This window comes from Streptomyces sp. SudanB25_2051 (genome assembly GCF_964272635.1).
In the GTDB taxonomy this organism is placed as follows: domain Bacteria; phylum Actinomycetota; class Actinomycetes; order Streptomycetales; family Streptomycetaceae; genus Streptomyces.
This window is the reverse complement of the sequence record NZ_OZ186787.1, coordinates 2,019,573-2,036,033: the sequence shown is the minus strand read 5'-3', so window position 1 is coordinate 2,036,033 and position 16,461 is coordinate 2,019,573. Positions and strand designations below refer to the sequence as shown.

The following is a 16,461-nucleotide window of genomic DNA, read 5'->3' as shown; positions in this document are numbered from 1 at the left end:
TCGGGGAAGGGGAAGGGTCGCCACAGTGTCGATGCGTGTACCTGTCACAGGGAACATGTTTCCGCTATACGGACACAGCGCTCACACAAAGTGAAGGTTTAGGCACAGCTTCCTCACAAGCGGAATGCGATCACCGGTTGTCCGGAAATGATCGTTCCGCATGGTTTCCGCGTCGCTCGCGCAGCACCGCCACGGCCACCACCAGCGCCGTCGCACCGGCCGACCAGAGCACCTGCGGCCGGGTCGCGTCCTCCCGCAGCATCAGCGCCACCACGGCCGTCATCGCAGCCAGCGCCGCCCATGTCAGCCAGGGGAACCCCCACATCCGCAGGGTCAGCAGCTCCGGGGCCTCCCGCTCGATCCGCCGCCGCAGCCGCAGCTGCGACACGGCGATCAGCCCCCAGACGAAGAGGAGCACCGCCCCGACGGAGTTGAGCATGTAGAGAAAAACGGAATCCGGCCAAAGAAGGTTGAGCAGGACCGACACAAAACCGAACGCGACCGACGCCAGGACCGCCCGGCGCGGCACCCCGCCCGCGGAGACCTTCAGCAGTCCGCGCGGCGCCTCCCCCCGCTCCGCGAGCGAGAACACCATGCGCGACGCCCCGTACAGATTGGCGTTCAGCGCCGACAGCAGCGCCACCAGCACCACCACGTCCATCAGCGTGCCCGCCGCCGGCACCCCGATCGCGTCCAGCACCGCGACGTACGGGCTGAGCCCCGGCCGCATCGCCGTCCACGGCAGCAGCGTCACCACGACCAGCATCGAACCGACGTAGAAGAAGAGGATGCGCCACACGGCCGTGCGCACCGCCCGCGCCACGTTGCGGGCCGGGTCGTCCGACTCGGCGGCGGCGATCGTCACCACCTCCAGCCCGCCGAACGCGAACACCACGGCCAGCACCCCGGACACCACGCCCGCCCAGCCGTTCGGCAGGAACCCGCCCTGCCCGGTGAGGTTGGCCAGGCCCACCGGCTCGCGCCCCGGCAGCCAGCCGGCGATCGCCGCCAGGCCCAGCAGCAGGAACAGCACGATCGCGCCGACCTTCAGCGACGCGAACCAGAACTCCGACTCCCCGAAGTTCTTCACCGCGGCGAGATTGGCGGCGGTGAACACCAGCATGAAGACCAGCACCCACCCCCACTGCGGCACGGCGGGCCACCAGGCGCTCGCGATCCGCGCAGCGCCCGCCGCCTCCACCGCCAGCACCACCACCAGCAGGAACCAGTACAGCCAGCCCACCGAGAAGCCGGCCCAGCGCCCCAGCGCCCGCTCCGCGTGCACCGAGAAGGCGCCCGACGCCGGCATGGCCGCCGACATCTCCCCGAGCATCCGCATGACCAGCGTCGCCAGCGCGCCCGCGATCAGATACGACAGCACGATCCCCGGCCCGGCGACCGCGATCCCCGCGCCCGAGCCCACGAACAGGCCCGCGCCGATCACCCCGCCGAGACCCAGCATCGTCAGGTGGCGCCGCTTGAGCACATGCGCCAGGGGCTCGGCAGGAACGGTGGTGGTGTCGCTCCGGGGGTCGGGCATGGCGCGGTGCACACTCTCTTCGTGCGTTTGGTGAGACCCCACAGTCTCTCCGGAGATCACGCCTCCACGCAAAAGGGACGGTTCATCCGGGCTCCCAAGTGACACGCGTCACGCGGATCAAGGGTTCGCCGACGGCCTTTGTGTGAAGTCCACCAACGCGGGGAGCGGGGCTTTGTCGTGCGCTGACGGTGATCGCCCCGTCGCCCCTGGGCTACGGTCGGGGCCTGCCCCTGGCCCCCCGTCCGCGAAGCACCGCGGAGTACCGGAGTTGACGATGAGCACTGCCGCCGCACCCGCCCGTACCGGAGCGGTCCTCGCCGACCTGCTCCCCTCCAGCCGCGCCCACGTCCGCGACATCGCGCTCGTCGCCGGCGGCGCCGCCCTGACCGGCCTCGCCGCCCAGCTCTCCGTCCCCGTGCCGGGCTCGCCCGTCCCGGTGTCCGGCCAGACGTTCGCCGCGCTCCTCGTCGGCACCGCGCTCGGCGCCCGCCGCGGCTTCCTCTCCCTCGGCCTGTACGCGGTGGCCGGCATGGCCGGCATGCCGTGGTTCGCGCAGGGCACCGCCGGGTACGGCATGCCGTCCTTCGGCTACATCCTCGGCATGCTGCTCGCCGCCACCGCCGTGGGCGCGCTCGCCCGGCGCGGCGCGGACCGGTCCGTCCTGCGCATGGCGGGCACGATGGCGGTCGGCTCGCTGATCATCTACGCGGTCGGTGTGCCGTACCTGGCCTTCGCGACCGGCATGTCGCTCTCCCAGGCGGTCGCCGCCGGCATGCTGCCGTTCCTCATCGGCGACGCGCTGAAGGCCGCGCTCGCCATGGGCCTGGTGCCCACCGCCTGGAAGCTGCTCGGCGACCGCGCCTGACCGCACGCCCCCGCAGAGGGGAAAGGGCCCCCGACGTCCCACGGGACGTCGGGGGCCCTTCCGTGTGGGCCGGCCCCTCGGGGCGCCCGGCCTCAGGACTTCGCGGCCGTCCGGTGCCGGTGGTCCACCACCACGCCGATGGCCACGACGATCGCCGCCACCAGCACCGACAGCAGCACGACCTGCCGGTTGGCGTCGTCGAACAGCATGTAGCCCAGCACGAACAGGATCATCCCGGCCGTCGCCCAGGTCAGATACGGGAACAGCCACATCTTCACGGTGACCTTCTCCGGCGCCTCGCGCATGAGGATGCCGCGCATCCGCAGCTGCGTGAAGCAGATCACCAGCCACACGAACAGCGCGACCGCGCCCGAGGAGTTCAGCAGGAAGGTGAAGACCGTGTCCTTGAAGGCGTAGTTGAAGTACACCGCCAGGAAGCCGAACGCCACCGACGCCCAGATCGCCATGACCGGCACGCCCTTGGCGTTGACCCGCGCGAACGACTTCGGCGCGTCACCGCGCTCGCCCAGCGAGAACGCCATGCGGGAGGCCGTGTACAGCCCGGAGTTCAGGCACGACAGCACGGCCGTCAGCACGATCACGTTCATGATCTGCCCGGCGTGCGGGATGCCGATGGAGTCGAGCGCCGCGACGTACGAGCCCTTCTCGACGATCGAGGAGTCGTTCCACGGCAGCAGCGTCAGCACCACGAAGATCGAGCCCAGGTAGAAGACGCCGATGCGCCAGATCACGCTGTTGGTCGCCTTGGTGACCGCGCGGCGCGGGTCCTCCGACTCACCGGCCGCGAGCGTGACGATCTCGCTGCCCATGAAGGAGAAGACGACCATCAGCACACCGGTCAGCACGGCGCCGACGCCCTTGGGGAAGAAGCCGCCCGTGTCCGTCAGGTGCGCGAGCCCCGCCCCGGGGTTGTCCGACCCCGGCAGCAGCCCGAAGACCGCCAGCAGGCCGATGACGACGAACGCGCCGATCGCGACGACCTTCACCCCGGCGAACCAGAACTCGAACTCGCCGTACGAGGAGACCGACGCCAGGTTCGTCGCGGTGAGCACCACCATCACGATCAGCGCCCACGCCCACTGCGGCACGGCCGGGACCCAGCCCTCCAGGATCACCGCGCCCGCCGTCGCCTCGACGGCCAGCACGACGACCCAGAAGAACCAGTACAGCCAGCCGATGGAGAAGCCGGCCCAGCGGCCGAGCGCCCGCTCGGCGTAGGAGGAGAACGAACCGGAGTCCGGGCTGGCCGCGGCCATCTCGCCCAGCATCCGCATCACGAACACGACCATCGCGCCCACCAGGGCGTACGACACGAGGATGGCGGGCCCGGCCGCGGCGATGCCGCCGGACGACCCGACGAACAGGCCGGCGCCGATCACGCCGCCGATGGCGATCATGGACAGGTGGCGGTTCTTGAGACCCGCCTTGAGACCGTGGGAGGACTGCGAAGTGCCGGGTTCGCCGGTCTGCTCGCCTTCCTTCGCCAGGTTCATCTGGGTGGTCATGGGCAGTTCCTTAGCTTTCTCGGGTGCTCGGGTCGCGAGCCCGTGCATTGAACACCGAGGGCGTCCCCGCCCGGAAGGTCCCGAGTCCGGATCGTTGTACGCGCCACGTCCGGTCCGTCCCCTCCTGCCGCACTCGCGCCGCGCGCCCGCCGCCCGGCCACCGTCCCGCCGCGCCGCTGGTGCGCCCGCCCCCCGGCCGGCCCACCCCACGGGCCTTGTGCCGCCCCGGCCGTGTCACACTCGGAGCCATGCGCGTGTACCTCGGCTCGGACCATGCCGGCTACGAACTCAAGAACCACCTCGTCGAGTGGCTGAAGGCCCACGGCCATGAGCCCGTCGACTGCGGACCCCACATCTACGACGCCCAGGACGACTACCCCCCGTTCTGCCTGCGCGCCGCGGAGAAGACGGCCGCCGACCCCGACGCCCTGGGCATCGTCATCGGCGGCTCGGGCAACGGCGAGCAGATCGCCGCGAACAAGGTGAAGGGCGTCCGTGCCGCCCTTGCCTGGAGCGAGCAGACCGCCGCGCTCGGCCGCGAGCACAACAACGCCAACGTCGTCGCCGTGGGCGCCCGCATGCACGCGCTGGAGGAGGCCACCAAGTTCGTCGAGATCTTCCTCTCGACGCCGTACTCCGGTGACGAGCGCCACACGCGCCGCATCGACATGCTCGCCGCGTACGAGACGACCGGCGAGCTCCCCCCGATCCCGGCCCACCACCCGCAGCAGGACTGACCCGTGCCCGAAGGGCATACGATCCACCGGCTGGCCGCCGACTACCGGGAACGGTTCGGCGGCCGCGCCGTGCGGGTGACCAGCCCGCAGGGCAAGTTCTCCGACGCCGCGGCCCTGCTCGACGGCACCGTCCTGGAGCGCACCGAGGCGCACGGCAAGCACCTGTTCCTCGGCTTCGGCGCGGGGGAGTGGGTCCATATCCACCTCGGCCTCTTCGGCAAGGTCACCTTCGGCGGCGCCCCCGTGCCGCCGCCCACCGACACGGTGCGGCTGCGCCTGGCCCACGACGGGGCGTACACCGACCTGCGCGGCCCCACCGCCTGCGCGCTGATCACCGACCCCGAGAAGCGGGCGATACACGACCGGCTCGGCCCCGACCCGCTGCGCGACGGCGACGACCCGGGGCGCGCCTGGCGCCGCGTCTCCCGCTCCCGCACGACGATCGCCGCGCTCCTGATGGACCAGAAGGTCATCGCCGGCGTCGGCAACGTCTACCGCGCCGAGGTCCTCTTCCGGCACGGCATCGACCCGTACCGCGCGGGCAAGGACCTCACCGAGCGCGAGTGGACCGCGATCTGGCAGGATCTGGCCGCGCTGATGCGCGAGGGCGTCCGCGCCAACCGCATCGACACCGTGCGCCCCGAGCACACCCCCGAGGCGATGGGCCGCCCGCCGCGGGTGGACGACCACGGGGGAGAGGTGTACGTGTACCGCAGGGCCGGACAGCCCTGCCACATCTGCGGCGGCGAGATCCGCACCGCCGGTCTCGCCGCCCGCAACCTCTTCTGGTGCCCCACCTGCCAGCGCCGCTGACCCGGGGCCCGCGCCCCGGGCCGGCGCCGCCGGCGCCCGCCGCCGGGGCACCGCGGTTCCCCGGCGGCGCTCAGAACCCGTGCGGCAGCCAGGGCGCGTGCTGCGAGCCGAACGCGACCGACGCCTCCGCCAGCGCGCCCTCCCGCAGCTCCCGCACCCGCCCGGCCAGCGCCAGCGACGCGAGCGTGAACCCGCCCAGGTACGCGGCACCCAGCTCCCGCACCGACAGCGCCAGCTCCGGCGCCTCGTCCGTCCGCACGCACCGGGCGCCCTTGCCGTCCCCGGTCAGCCGCCAACGCCCCGCGTTCCAGGGGCAGAAGTCGTCCGCGACCTCGAACACCACGTCCACCGGCGCCTGGTACGTCCGCGCCTCCAGCGCCGCGCCCACGTCCACCAGCCGTACGAACATCCCGTCGCGCACCGCGGTCGCGCACCGCCGCACGTCCGACACCAGATGCTGCCAGGCGTCGTCCACCGGGAGGTTGCCGGCCGTGACGGTCGTCGTCAGATCGATCTCGAACAGATAGCGCCACAGAGCGGCGTACGACACCGGGTCGAGCGCCCCCAAGTGCTCCAGTACCACCACACCGGCCGCACCGGCCTCGTCGAAGTCCGGCCGCACCCGGTACAGCGCGTACCCCGCGATCCGCCCGTCCCGCTCCGCCACCACGCACGTCAGCGGCGACGCGCCGCCCCGCCGCGACGGCGGGTCCAGCAGCGGCAGCGCCTCCCAGCCGGGCCGCCGCTCCGTCATGCCGGGCCGCAGCGGCACCGACCGCGCGTACACCGCCTCGCACTCCGCGGCCACGTCCTCCGGGCGCGCGAGCCTCAGCCGTACGCCGTCCGTCCCCTCCGGAACGGACAGCCGCACCCGTACCGTGTCGATCTCGGCGCGCATCCGCTGCGCCGCCAGGCCGTAGCCGAACCGCCCGTAGATGTCCGGCTCCGACGCCGTCAGCACGGCCAGCGGCTCTCCCCAGGCACGCACATCGTCCAGCTGGCGCCGCATCATCGAGGTGAGGACGCCCCGCCTGCGGTGGGTCGGCGCCACGCTCACCATCGTCACCCCGGCCGCCGGCACCACCGCCCCGCCCGGCACGGACAGCCGGAACGAGAACGCCCCCGCCGTGCCGACGCACACGTCCCGTCCCACACGCCCAGCGAACGCTCGCACTCGGTCAGCGCCCTCCACAGAGCGCGCTCCTCCGGAGACTCGGGCACACCCCCGAACGCGCGCTCCAACTGCTCGTACCACACGTCCCATTCGGCGGGGGCGAGGACCTTCGGCTCAGACGTCATATGCCATCCGTATCAGCCCGCGGCGCCGCCGTGCGACCCGATTTCGAACGCAATGTCACGGGGGTCCCCTGCACGCGGGCCGCGCGGGTGGATAGGGTCCAGGCCAATGGCCCGCAGCGCACCACGAACGGACACGTACGCGGCCCGGTACCGCAAGGCGGTGCAGCGGGCCCGCGTCGCGCTGCGCCGATCCGCCGTGGACTACTTCCGCGGCGACGGCGCCGACTGGATCGCGCTCGTCGGCCTCTTCCTCACCATCCCGGCGATCATGCTCGCCACGATCGCCACCCCCGTGTGGTGCGCCCCCGAGGCCCTCGTCCTCCCGATCGTCGCCGGCGGCCTCGTGCTGCGCCCCGCGAGCCTGCTGGGCCTGTACGCCGCTGCCGCCGCCGCCCTGATCATCGAGTCGGCCGCCCTCGGCCCGTACACGGAGGGCGCCGCCCGGGTCACCCCCGGAACGGTCCTCGTCGTCGCGGCGGGCGGACTGTTCGGCCTGCTCATCGCCCAGTTCCGGGCCCGCGTCGGCGTGCCCTGGCGGCGCGGCGGCACCATGCTCTTCGACCTGCGCGAACGCATCCGCGCCCAGAGCGCCCTGCCACCGCTGCCCAAGGGCTGGCACCGCGAGATGGCCCTGCGCCCGGCGGGCGGCCAGTCCTTCTCCGGCGACTTCGTCGTGGCCGCCCGCACCAACGGCGGCCGCACCCTCGAAGCCGTCCTCACCGACGTGTCCGGCAAGGGCATGGACGCCGGCTCCCGCGCGCTGCTGCTGTCCGGCGCGTTCGGCGGGCTGCTCGGCTCCCTGCCGCCGCACGGCTTCCTGCCCGCCGCCAACGGCTACCTGCTGCGCCAGGACTGGGAGGAGGGCTTCGCCACCTCCATCCACCTGGTCCTCGACCTGGAGTCGGGCGACTACGAACTGCTGTCCGCCGGCCACCTCCCGGCCCTCCAGCTCCACGCGGGCACCGGCCGCTGGGAGGAGAAGGCGGGCGACGGGCCGCTGCTGGGCGTCTACGACGGCGCCGAGTTCCACCCGGTCAAGGGCACCCTGCGCCCCGGCGACGTGCTGATGCTGTTCACCGACGGGCTGGTCGAGGCCGCCGACCGGGACATCGCCGAGGGCATCGACCGGCTCACCGGCGAGGCCGACCGGTATGTCACCGCCGGCTTCCGGGGCGCGGCCTGGCACCTCATCGAGGCATGCGCCAAGGACGTCAACGACGACCGCGCGCTGCTGCTGATCTCCCGCGACGCCTGACCCCGCGCGGCACGCCCGCGTACAGTCGCCCCATGCCGCACCTCTCCCTGCCGCAGGTCGAAGCCCTCGCCCACCGCGCCCACGCCGGGCAGACGGACAAGGCGGGCCGCCCCTACGCGGAGCACCTCCGGGCCGTCGCGGAGGGCGTCCGGGCACGGGGCGGCAGCTACGAGCAGATCGCCGCCGCCTGGCTGCACGACGCGGTCGAGGACGGCGCCCTGTCCGAGCGCCGGCTCGCGGAGCTGGAGCTGCCGCAGTCGGTGAAGGACATGGTGCTGGCCCTCACCAAGCGCCCCGGCGAGGACCTCGCGGACTACACGGCCCGCGTCCTCGCGGTGCCCGGCGCCCTCCTCGTCAAGGAGGCCGACCTCGCGCACAACGCGGACCCGGACCGGCTCGCCGTCCTGGACGAGCCGACCCGCACCCGGCTGACCGCCAAGTACGCGCGCGTACGGCGGCTCCTCGGCCTCACCTCCGGCTGACCGCCCCGGCGGCCACCGCCCGGCGCCCCGCAGCCCCGTCACCGGCCGGGTCCGGGCCGCCACCGGACACGGCACCGGCCGCCGCCCCCGAAGCACCGGACGTCGGCGCGCCGGCCGCCCCGTCCGTCCGCGGAGCCCCGGCCGACCCCCGGCGGAACGCCCACTCCAGGCGCGGCTCTGTCACCCACCGCAGCGCGCTCCGCACCGGCGGGGTGCACATCAGCGTCACCGCCGCGGCCGCCGCCAGCGTCAGTCCGACCCGCCCGGCGGGCGTGGCCAGCACGGGGTGCGCGTCGACCAGCTTCCAGTACTGCAGCGCCTTCACCGCGAACCCGTGCAGCAGATAGCCGCAGATGCTCCCCGCGCCCAGCACGGTGAACCAGGTCCGCCGCGACGGCACCCACGCCAGGAACGCCGCCGTCAGCACCAGCGCCACGGCGCCCAGCGCGGCCGTCGCCAGCGGCCCCGCCCACCAGGCGTACCCCAGCTCCTGGGCGCTGGTGTTCCGGTAGAACCAGCCCATCCGCACGTGCGGGGCCACCGCGTACGCCCCGGCGGCCGCGGCCACCGCGACCGGCACGGCCGCCAGCCGCACGGCCCGCCGCCGCACCATCCGGAAGTGCTCCTCCCGCAGCGACAGGCCGAGGACGAAGAACGGCAGGAACTGCAGGACCCGCTGGAGGTCGAGGTCCGCCGCGATGCGCGGGGTCAGCGAGGCCAGCGCCGCGACGGCCGCGGCGATCGGCAGCGGGTACCGCAGGGCGCGCCACAGCGGGGCGGACAGCCGCCACACGAACAGCGCGAGCAGGAACCAGGTCAGATAGAACGGGTCCGTCAGGGAGAACGCCTGCTGCGGCGCGTCCTCGGCCCACCGCCGGTACAGCGTGTACGCCACCTCGAACGCCAGGTAGGGCACGAGGACCCCGCCCACGAGCCGTCTCAGCTGGTCGGGGCGGCCGGCGAAGCTCCGCGAGAAGTAGCCGGAGATGATCACGAACGCCGGCATGTGGAAGGCGTACACGAGCATGTACAGCGCCCGCGTCGCCCGGCTCCCCTCCATGACCGGCTCCCACGCGTGACCCACCGCGACGAGCACGATCGCCAGGTATTTCGCGTTGTCGAAGAAGGGATCCCGCTGACTCTGCTTTTCCCGGGGTGGCTGGAACATTCGAGGCACCCTAGCCCGGCCCCGCGCCCTCGCGAAAACCCGGAAAAGCACATCACTCCATCGGATGTGATGCCCGGAATGCCACGACAAATCCCGCACAAAAGCCCCACATCGCTCACTGGTCCGCCCTTCATATCCGCAGCCGCAGCGGCCCCGCGCACCCCCGTTGAATTTCCTGTGACGGACATGCGGGCGCGCTGCGGAGATCACCCCGCATTCCGTTGCGGAATTCCCGCGGGACGCGGGGCCGGCCGGGCCGCCCGCCGCCCCGGGTCCCGCCGGGCGTCCACGATCCGTCAGACGGCGGCATGGAAGGGGCTGTTGGTGGCACGATGAACGTGTGCGGGGGTGTGCCGGGCCGTGTACCCCCGGGCCGACCAGTCGGGCCGACCGAGGGGATCAGTCATGGCCATTTCGCTGTCCGTGGTGCTGCTGCTGTTGATCGTCCTGGTGGTGATGATCCGGGGCGGCTCGATCAAGGCGGGCCCCGCCGTCGTCGCCGCCCTGTTCGGCTTCTTCCTGGCGTCCTCGGGCGTCGGGCCGACGATCAACAAGATCCTGACCGACATAGCGGCGTCCATCAGCAGGATCAGCTTCTAGCGCGCCGCCTGCCGGCGCCGCCGGAACACCGCGGCCGGCCGCCCGGGAACGCCGCCGCGAGGCACCCGGAAACCTGCCGCGAGGCGCGCCCGGAAACGCAGCCGGCCCCGCCGGGTGATCACTCACCCGGCGGGGCCGGCTCTCCGTACAGAGCGGGCGACGGGAATCGAACCCGCGTAGCTAGTTTGGAAGACTAGGGCTCTACCATTGAGCTACGCCCGCCTGCGGCACACCGCGCGTCGCCCCGGGGAGCGACGGCCGCGCCACGTAGAGCATCGTAGCGGGTTCCCGCACCAGGTCGCACACCCCTTCAAAGTGCCGACGCAGAGCCCGCGGCCATGTACCCTACGTGTCGCACCGACGGGGTGTGGCGCAGCTTGGTAGCGCGTCCGCTTTGGGAGCGGAAGGCCGTGGGTTCAAATCCCGCCACCCCGACCACGACAGCCGCCTCACGGGCGCCGCGAGGCCACCGGACCCGCGCCGCCCGCAACCAAGATCACGTTGTCGGGGCCGTACTCCTTGCGGTTACTATGCAAGCTACGTGCCCGTGTGTCTCTCTGACCGGGCCGATCGGCTGGGCCGCCGCAGTCAGCGCCCCGGCAGAATCCCAGAATCAGCCACCAAGGAGACCGAACCGTGAAGAGCGCCGTGGAGACCCTGAACCCGACTCGGGTTCGGCTCACTGTCGAGGTGCCCTTCGAGGAGCTCAAGGCCAGCCTCGACGCGGCGTACAAGAAGATCAACCAGCAGGTCACGGTCAAGGGCTTCCGCAAGGGCAAGATCCCGGCCCGGGTCATCGACCAGCGGTTCGGCCGTGGTGCGGTGCTGGAGGAGGCCGTCAACGACGCCCTTCCGAAGCTCTACACCGAGGCGGTCAACGAGGCCGAGGTCAACCCGCTGGGCCAGCCCGAGGTCGACATCACCGAGCTGAAGGACGGCGAGCTGCTGGCCTTCACCGCCGAGGTCGACATCCGCCCGACGATCGAGATCCCGGACTACTCCGGCATCGAGGTCACCGTCGACGCCGTCGAGGTCACCGACGAGGACGTCGAGAAGTCCGTGCAGCAGCTGCGCGAGCGCTTCGCGTCCACCTCCCCGGTCGAGCGCGCCGCCGCCGAGGGCGACGTCGTGACGATCGACCTGGAGGCCAAGGTCGACGGCGAGGTCCTCCCGGACGGCGTCGCCACCGGCGTGCAGTACACGATCGGCTCCGGTGAGCTGCTGGAGGGCATCGACGAGGCCGTGACCGGCCTGGAGGCCGGCGGCGAGGCCACCTTCACCTCCACGCTGAAGGGCGGCTCCGCCGAGGGCAAGGAGGCCGAGGTCACCGTCAAGGTCACCCAGGTCGCCGCCCGCGAGCTCCCCGAGCTGGACGACGAGTTCGCCCAGATGGCCAGCGAGTTCGACACCCTCGACGAGCTGAAGGCCGACAGCCGCAAGCGCCTCGAGAACATGAAGCAGTACGACCAGGCCACCCAGGCCCAGGAGCGCGTCCTCGACGAGCTGCTGAAGCTGGTCGAGGTCCCGATCCCCGAGAAGCTCCTCGAGGACGAGGTCAACACCCGCAAGCACAACCTGGAGCACCACCAGCTCGGCCAGATGGGCCTCACGCTGGAGAAGTACCTGGAGCTCCAGGGCAAGACGGTCGAGGAGTTCGACGCCGAGACCAAGGAGCAGGCGGTCAAGGGCATCAAGACCCAGTTCATCCTGGACGAGCTCGTCTCCAAGGAGAAGCTCAACGTCAACCAGGACGAGCTGACCGAGCACCTGATGCGCCGCGCCGCCTCCTCCGGCATGAGCCCCGACCAGTTCGCCCAGGCCGTCGTCCAGGGCAACCAGGTCCCGATGCTCGTCGGCGAGGTCGCCCGCGGCAAGGCCCTGGCCCTCGTGGTCGAGTCCGCCAAGGTCACCGACACCAACGGTGAGCCGGTCGTCATGGACGACGACGAGGACGAGACGGCCGAGACCGTCGAGGCCTCCGAGGGCGGCGACGACACCGAGGCGAAGGCCGAGGAGAAGTCCGAGGCCTGATCAGCCTCGCCCTGAGCTCCGCGGCGGGCTCCGGACGCCACGTGCGGCCGGGGCCCGCCGCCGTACTCAAGGAACCTTGCGCTCCCAGCGAACAGTTCGGGAACCGGGATGGCGCCCGCCCACCTGCGCGTTAGGGTCCATGAATACGAGGGCAGGGGAGTACCCGCCCCCAGTACGACAGACGCTGAGACGGCCGCAGCCGTCAGAGACGAGCAGGTGGATACGTGACGAATCTGATGCCTTACGCCGCGGGTGAGCCGTCCATCGGTGGTGGCCTCGGCGACCATGTGTACAACCGGCTGCTCGGCGAGCGCATCATCTTCCTCGGCCAGCAGGTCGACGACGACATCGCCAACAAGATCACCGCGCAGATGCTGCTCCTTGCCGCGGACCCGGACAAGGACATCTACCTGTACATCAACAGCCCCGGCGGCTCGGTGACGGCGGGCATGGCGATCTACGACACCATGCAGTACATCCCGAACGACGTGGTCACGATCGGCATGGGCATGGCCGCCTCCATGGGGCAGTTCCTGCTGACCGGCGGCACCGCGGGCAAGCGCTTCGCGCTGCCCAACACCGACATCCTGATGCACCAGGGCTCCGCCGGCATCGGCGGCACCGCCTCGGACATCAAGATCCAGGCCGAGTACCTCCTCCGCACCAAGCGGCGCATGGCCGAGATCACCGCGCGCCACTCGGGCCAGACCGTCGAGACGATCATCCGCGACGGCGACCGCGACCGCTGGTTCACCGCGGACGAGGCCAAGGAGTACGGCCTGATCGACGAGATCATCTCCGCCGCCTCGGGCGTTCCGGGCGGTGGCGGCACCGGCGCCTGAGCGCCCTCGCCCCGCCACACCGACAGCCCCCGCCCAGCAGCCCGCCGAACGCCACCAGGATGGTGAACACCCCATGAGCAACTTCTCCGCGAGCGGCCTCTACACCGGCCCGCAGGTGGACAACCGTTACGTCGTCCCCCGCTTCGTCGAGCGCACCTCCCAGGGCGTGCGCGAGTACGACCCGTACGCCAAGCTCTTCGAAGAGCGCGTGATCTTCCTCGGCGTCCAGATCGACGACGCCTCCGCCAACGACGTCATGGCGCAGCTGCTGTGCCTGGAGTCGATGGACCCCGACCGCGACATCTCGGTCTACATCAACAGCCCCGGCGGCTCCTTCACCGCCCTCACGGCGATCTACGACACGATGCAGTTCGTGAAGCCGGACATCCAGACCGTCTGCATGGGCCAGGCGGCCTCCGCGGCGGCCGTCCTCCTCGCCGCCGGCACCCCCGGCAAGCGCATGGCCCTGCCCAACGCCCGCGTGCTGATCCACCAGCCCTCCGGCGGCACCGGCCGCGAGCAGCTCTCCGACCTGGAGATCGCCGCCAACGAGATCCTCCGGATGCGCACGCAGCTGGAGGAGATGCTGGCCAAGCACTCCACGCAGCCGATCGAGAAGATCCGCGACGACATCGAGCGCGACAAGATCCTCACGGCCGAGGACGCCCTGGCGTACGGCCTGATCGACCAGATCGTCTCGACCCGCAAGAGCACGGCGGCCGCGGCGGCCTGACGCCCGACCTTCCCTTGGCACGGACCCTCCGGCGGCCCCCCGTCGGCGCGAACCGTGCCAAGGGGGGCCCGAACGGGGGGCCCGGCAAGGTACCGTCGGATATGAGGCACCAGGAGTCGGCTGCGAACAAGCCGCTCCCAGGCGAAGGGGAAGCACCTCGTGGCACGCATCGGTGATGGCGGCGACCTGCTCAAGTGCTCGTTCTGCGGAAAGAGCCAGAAGCAGGTGAAGAAGCTCATCGCAGGCCCCGGTGTGTACATCTGCGACGAGTGCATCGACCTCTGCAACGAGATCATCGAGGAGGAGCTCGCCGAGACGAGCGAGGTGCGGTGGGAGGAACTCCCCAAGCCCCGCGAGATCTACGAGTTCCTGGAGAGCTACGTCGTCGGCCAGGAGCCGGCGAAGAAGGCGCTCTCGGTCGCGGTGTACAACCACTACAAGCGCGTCCAGGCCGGCGAGAACGGCGGCGCGCAGGGCAGGGACGACGCGATCGAGCTCGCCAAGTCCAACATCCTCCTGCTGGGCCCCACGGGCTCCGGCAAGACGCTGCTCGCCCAGACGCTGGCGCGCATGCTCAACGTCCCGTTCGCCATCGCGGACGCCACCGCGCTCACCGAGGCCGGGTACGTCGGCGAGGACGTCGAGAACATCCTGCTCAAGCTCATCCAGGCGGCCGACTACGACGTCAAGAAGGCCGAGACGGGCATCATCTACATCGACGAGATCGACAAGGTGGCCCGCAAGAGCGAGAACCCGTCCATCACCCGCGACGTGTCGGGCGAGGGCGTCCAGCAGGCCCTGCTGAAGATCCTGGAGGGCACCACGGCCTCCGTCCCGCCGCAGGGCGGCCGCAAGCACCCGCACCAGGAGTTCATCCAGATCGACACGACGAACGTCCTGTTCATCGTGGGCGGCGCCTTCGCCGGACTGGAGAAGATCATCGAGTCGCGGGCCGGCGCCAAGGGCATCGGCTTCGGCGCGACGATCCGCTCCAAGCGGGAGATCGAGGCCAGCGACCAGTTCCAGGAGGTCATGCCGGAGGACCTGGTGAAGTTCGGGATGATCCCGGAGTTCATCGGCCGCCTCCCCGTCATCACCTCCGTGCACAACCTGGACCGCGAGGCCCTCCTCAAGATCCTGGTCGAGCCGCGCAACGCCCTGGTCAAGCAGTACCAGCGCCTCTTCGAACTCGACGGCGTGGAGCTGGACTTCGACCGCCCCGCCCTGGAGGCCATCGCCGACCAGGCCATCCTCCGCGGCACCGGCGCGCGCGGCCTGCGCGCCATCATGGAGGAGGTCCTGATGTCGGTGATGTACGAGGTCCCGTCCCGCAAGGACGTCGCCCGCGTCGTCATCACCGAGGACGTCGTCCACAACAACGTCAACCCGACCCTGGTGCCCCGCGTCGTCAAGGACCAGGGCCGCCACGAGAAGAGCGCGTAGCACCCCCGTACGGCGAAGGGCGCCCGACCGGTCCACCGAACCGGGCGGGCGCCCTTCGCCGTTGCGCTCCCGAGGTCAGGCCTTGACCCGGATCTCCTTGCGCAGGTCGGCCGTGATCTTCGCGGCCGCGTCCTTGCCGAGACCCCTCGTCGCCTCGCCGGCGGACACCACGGCGAAGGTGCTGTAGTCCGCCCAGGCGCAGAACCAACTCGTCTGCTCCTGCTTGGTCGTGAGGTTCTGGCCCTGGATGGACTGGCACTTCATCACACCGTTGAAGCCGTCGGGGGACATCTTCGTCGGGGACCCGAGCAGCTTGACCTTGCTGTCCTTGTCCTTCTCCGCCTCCGCGCGGATCCCGGCGAAGTACGAGTCGAGGGTCTTCTCCGGTTCGGCGATCTTGCCGTACACCCCGTTGAAGGACACCGACTTGGCCGTCATCAGCTCCGGCGACTTCGACGGGTCGGACAGGTCGATCTTCGTCGGGTCCACCGTGAAGTAGGTGCCCGTCACGGAAGTCGCGTTCTGCACACCCGCCTTCTCCAGGTCCTCCTTGAAGGAGCCGCTCTCGGAGCCGGCGCCGTCCTTGCTGGCGCGCTTGTACTCGCCGCCCAGCACGGTCTCCGGCGTCGCCAGCTTGTGCGGGCCGTCGTCCTCCACGCCGCCCAGGCCCCCGAACACGAACCACGCGCCCACGCCGAGCGCCACCACGCCCGCGGTCACGCCGATGATCAGGCCCGTCTTCTTCTTCGGGGCCTGCGGCGGCACCGGCGCACCCGGGTAGCCGGGGCCGGCGCCGTACGGGGGCTGCTGCGGCGGCTGGCCGTAGCCGGGCTGACCGGGCTGGCCGTAGCCGCCCGGCTGGCCGTACGGGGCGGGCGGCTGCTGCTGCGGGTACCCGTAGCCGGGCTGCGGCGGCGGGGCCTGCTGCGGGTAGCCGTACCCGGGCTGCTGTGGCGCCTGCGGGGGCTGGCCGTAGGGACCCGGCTGACCGTAGGGGCCCGGCTGGCCGTAGGGGCCGGGCTGCTGGGGCTGCCCGGGGTACGGGCCCGGCTGGTTGTAGCTCATTAAGGGGTTCCCCCATCCAGACGTTTATGCGTTGCTCACATCTTGGCCGAAGGGGCGACCCC

At 71.4% G+C, this 16,461-nt stretch carries 14 protein-coding genes, 2 tRNA genes and 1 pseudogene; 11 read left to right on the top strand and 6 right to left on the bottom strand.

All coding sequences use genetic code 11. From position 1 onward, the window contains the following. Nucleotides 1-130: 130 nt before the first annotated feature. Entirely contained in the window at nt 131-1,540 is a 1,410-nt protein-coding gene (locus ACSUPT_RS09000) for an amino acid permease (protein ID WP_361656545.1), read from the bottom strand. A 274-nt stretch (nt 1,541-1,814) separates the two neighbouring features. Between ACSUPT_RS09000 and ACSUPT_RS08995 the strand changes: the two genes are divergently transcribed. Then, a complete protein-coding gene (locus tag ACSUPT_RS08995; RefSeq protein WP_351967777.1) occupies nt 1,815-2,405 on the top strand; it encodes a biotin transporter BioY in 591 nt (196 codons plus the stop codon). Nucleotides 2,406-2,497: 92 nt separating this feature from the next. Here ACSUPT_RS08995 and ACSUPT_RS08990 read toward each other — a convergent pair whose 3' ends face one another. Then, nucleotides 2,498-3,931 carry an amino acid permease gene (locus ACSUPT_RS08990; protein WP_361656548.1) on the bottom strand — a complete coding sequence of 478 codons (1,434 nt, stop codon included), beginning with the start codon at nt 3,929-3,931 and terminating at the stop codon, nt 2,498-2,500. Between the two features lie 248 nt (nt 3,932-4,179). Between ACSUPT_RS08990 and ACSUPT_RS08985 the strand changes: the two genes are divergently transcribed. Next, nucleotides 4,180-4,668, top strand: coding sequence for a ribose-5-phosphate isomerase (locus tag ACSUPT_RS08985; protein WP_351967779.1), 489 nt, complete (start codon nt 4,180-4,182; stop codon nt 4,666-4,668). 3 nt (nt 4,669-4,671) lie between these two features. Next, complete coding sequence (locus tag ACSUPT_RS08980; protein WP_351967780.1) at nt 4,672-5,481, top strand: Fpg/Nei family DNA glycosylase; 810 nt, start codon at nt 4,672-4,674, stop codon at nt 5,479-5,481. Between the two features lie 70 nt (nt 5,482-5,551). Here ACSUPT_RS08980 and ACSUPT_RS08975 read toward each other — a convergent pair. Continuing rightward, nucleotides 5,552-6,780 (bottom strand): annotated as a pseudogene (locus ACSUPT_RS08975) (GNAT family N-acetyltransferase). A 106-nt stretch (nt 6,781-6,886) separates the two neighbouring features. Between ACSUPT_RS08975 and ACSUPT_RS08970 the strand changes: the two are divergent. Beyond that, complete coding sequence (locus tag ACSUPT_RS08970; protein WP_351967782.1) at nt 6,887-8,035, top strand: PP2C family protein-serine/threonine phosphatase; 1,149 nt, start codon at nt 6,887-6,889, stop codon at nt 8,033-8,035. A 32-nt stretch (nt 8,036-8,067) separates the two neighbouring features. Further along, nucleotides 8,068-8,517 carry an HD domain-containing protein gene (locus ACSUPT_RS08965; protein ID WP_436943997.1) on the top strand — a complete coding sequence of 150 codons (450 nt, stop codon included), beginning with the start codon at nt 8,068-8,070 and terminating at the stop codon, nt 8,515-8,517. Here ACSUPT_RS08965 and ACSUPT_RS08960 read toward each other — a convergent pair. Next, the gene (locus tag ACSUPT_RS08960) at nt 8,504-9,685 is read right to left on the bottom strand and encodes an acyltransferase family protein (RefSeq protein WP_436943995.1); all 1,182 of its coding nucleotides are present in this window, start codon (nt 9,683-9,685) and stop codon (nt 8,504-8,506) included. The genes ACSUPT_RS08965 and ACSUPT_RS08960 overlap by 14 nt on opposite strands. Before the next feature lie 405 nt (nt 9,686-10,090). Here ACSUPT_RS08960 and ACSUPT_RS08955 point away from each other — a divergent pair, with 405 nt between their 5' ends. Continuing rightward, nucleotides 10,091-10,285, top strand: a complete 195-nt coding sequence (locus ACSUPT_RS08955; protein ID WP_351967785.1) for a hypothetical protein — start codon at nt 10,091-10,093, stop codon at nt 10,283-10,285. A 151-nt stretch (nt 10,286-10,436) separates the two neighbouring features. On the opposite strand, the gene ACSUPT_RS08950 is transcribed toward ACSUPT_RS08955, so the two are convergent. Continuing rightward, a tRNA-Gly gene (locus tag ACSUPT_RS08950) sits at nt 10,437-10,507 on the bottom strand. Between the two features lie 139 nt (nt 10,508-10,646). On the opposite strand from ACSUPT_RS08950, the gene ACSUPT_RS08945 reads away from it, so the two are divergent. The 5 genes from ACSUPT_RS08945 to clpX all read left to right on the top strand — a co-directional run bounded on the left by ACSUPT_RS08945 (nt 10,647) and on the right by clpX (nt 15,334). After that, a tRNA-Pro gene (locus ACSUPT_RS08945) sits at nt 10,647-10,723 on the top strand. Nucleotides 10,724-10,921: 198 nt separating this feature from the next. Further along, nucleotides 10,922-12,316: a trigger factor gene (tig, locus tag ACSUPT_RS08940; RefSeq protein ID WP_351967786.1), complete on the top strand. Its 1,395-nt coding sequence runs from the start codon at nt 10,922-10,924 to the stop codon at nt 12,314-12,316. 236 nt (nt 12,317-12,552) lie between these two features. Further along, complete coding sequence (locus ACSUPT_RS08935) at nt 12,553-13,158, top strand: ATP-dependent Clp protease proteolytic subunit (RefSeq protein ID WP_023588709.1); 606 nt, start codon at nt 12,553-12,555, stop codon at nt 13,156-13,158. A 73-nt stretch (nt 13,159-13,231) separates the two neighbouring features. After that, nucleotides 13,232-13,891, top strand: a complete 660-nt coding sequence (locus ACSUPT_RS08930; protein ID WP_351967787.1) for an ATP-dependent Clp protease proteolytic subunit — start codon at nt 13,232-13,234, stop codon at nt 13,889-13,891. Nucleotides 13,892-14,050: 159 nt separating this feature from the next. Further along, entirely contained in the window at nt 14,051-15,334 is a 1,284-nt protein-coding gene (gene clpX / locus ACSUPT_RS08925) for an ATP-dependent Clp protease ATP-binding subunit ClpX (RefSeq protein ID WP_023588711.1), read from the top strand. 75 nt (nt 15,335-15,409) lie between these two features. Here the strand turns inward: clpX and ACSUPT_RS08920 are convergent, their stop codons facing one another. Further along, entirely contained in the window at nt 15,410-16,399 is a 990-nt protein-coding gene (locus ACSUPT_RS08920) for a hypothetical protein (protein WP_361656561.1), read from the bottom strand. Between the last annotated feature and the right edge of the window lie 62 nt (nt 16,400-16,461).

Coding starts and splice junctions, on each gene's coding strand:
- ACSUPT_RS09000 (WP_361656545.1), bottom strand. CDS start 1,540: ATGCCCGACCCCCGGAGCGACACCACCACCGTTCCTGCCGAGCCCCTG.
- ACSUPT_RS08995 (WP_351967777.1), top strand. CDS start 1,815: ATGAGCACTGCCGCCGCACCCGCCCGTACCGGAGCGGTCCTCGCCGAC.
- ACSUPT_RS08990 (WP_361656548.1), bottom strand. CDS start 3,931: ATGACCACCCAGATGAACCTGGCGAAGGAAGGCGAGCAGACCGGCGAA.
- ACSUPT_RS08985 (WP_351967779.1), top strand. CDS start 4,180: ATGCGCGTGTACCTCGGCTCGGACCATGCCGGCTACGAACTCAAGAAC.
- ACSUPT_RS08970 (WP_351967782.1), top strand. CDS start 6,887: ATGGCCCGCAGCGCACCACGAACGGACACGTACGCGGCCCGGTACCGC.
- ACSUPT_RS08965 (WP_436943997.1), top strand. CDS start 8,068: ATGCCGCACCTCTCCCTGCCGCAGGTCGAAGCCCTCGCCCACCGCGCC.
- ACSUPT_RS08960 (WP_436943995.1), bottom strand. CDS start 9,685: ATGTTCCAGCCACCCCGGGAAAAGCAGAGTCAGCGGGATCCCTTCTTC.
- ACSUPT_RS08955 (WP_351967785.1), top strand. CDS start 10,091: ATGGCCATTTCGCTGTCCGTGGTGCTGCTGCTGTTGATCGTCCTGGTG.
- ACSUPT_RS08935 (WP_023588709.1), top strand. CDS start 12,553: ATGCCTTACGCCGCGGGTGAGCCGTCCATCGGTGGTGGCCTCGGCGAC.
- ACSUPT_RS08930 (WP_351967787.1), top strand. CDS start 13,232: ATGAGCAACTTCTCCGCGAGCGGCCTCTACACCGGCCCGCAGGTGGAC.
- ACSUPT_RS08920 (WP_361656561.1), bottom strand. CDS start 16,399: ATGAGCTACAACCAGCCGGGCCCGTACCCCGGGCAGCCCCAGCAGCCC.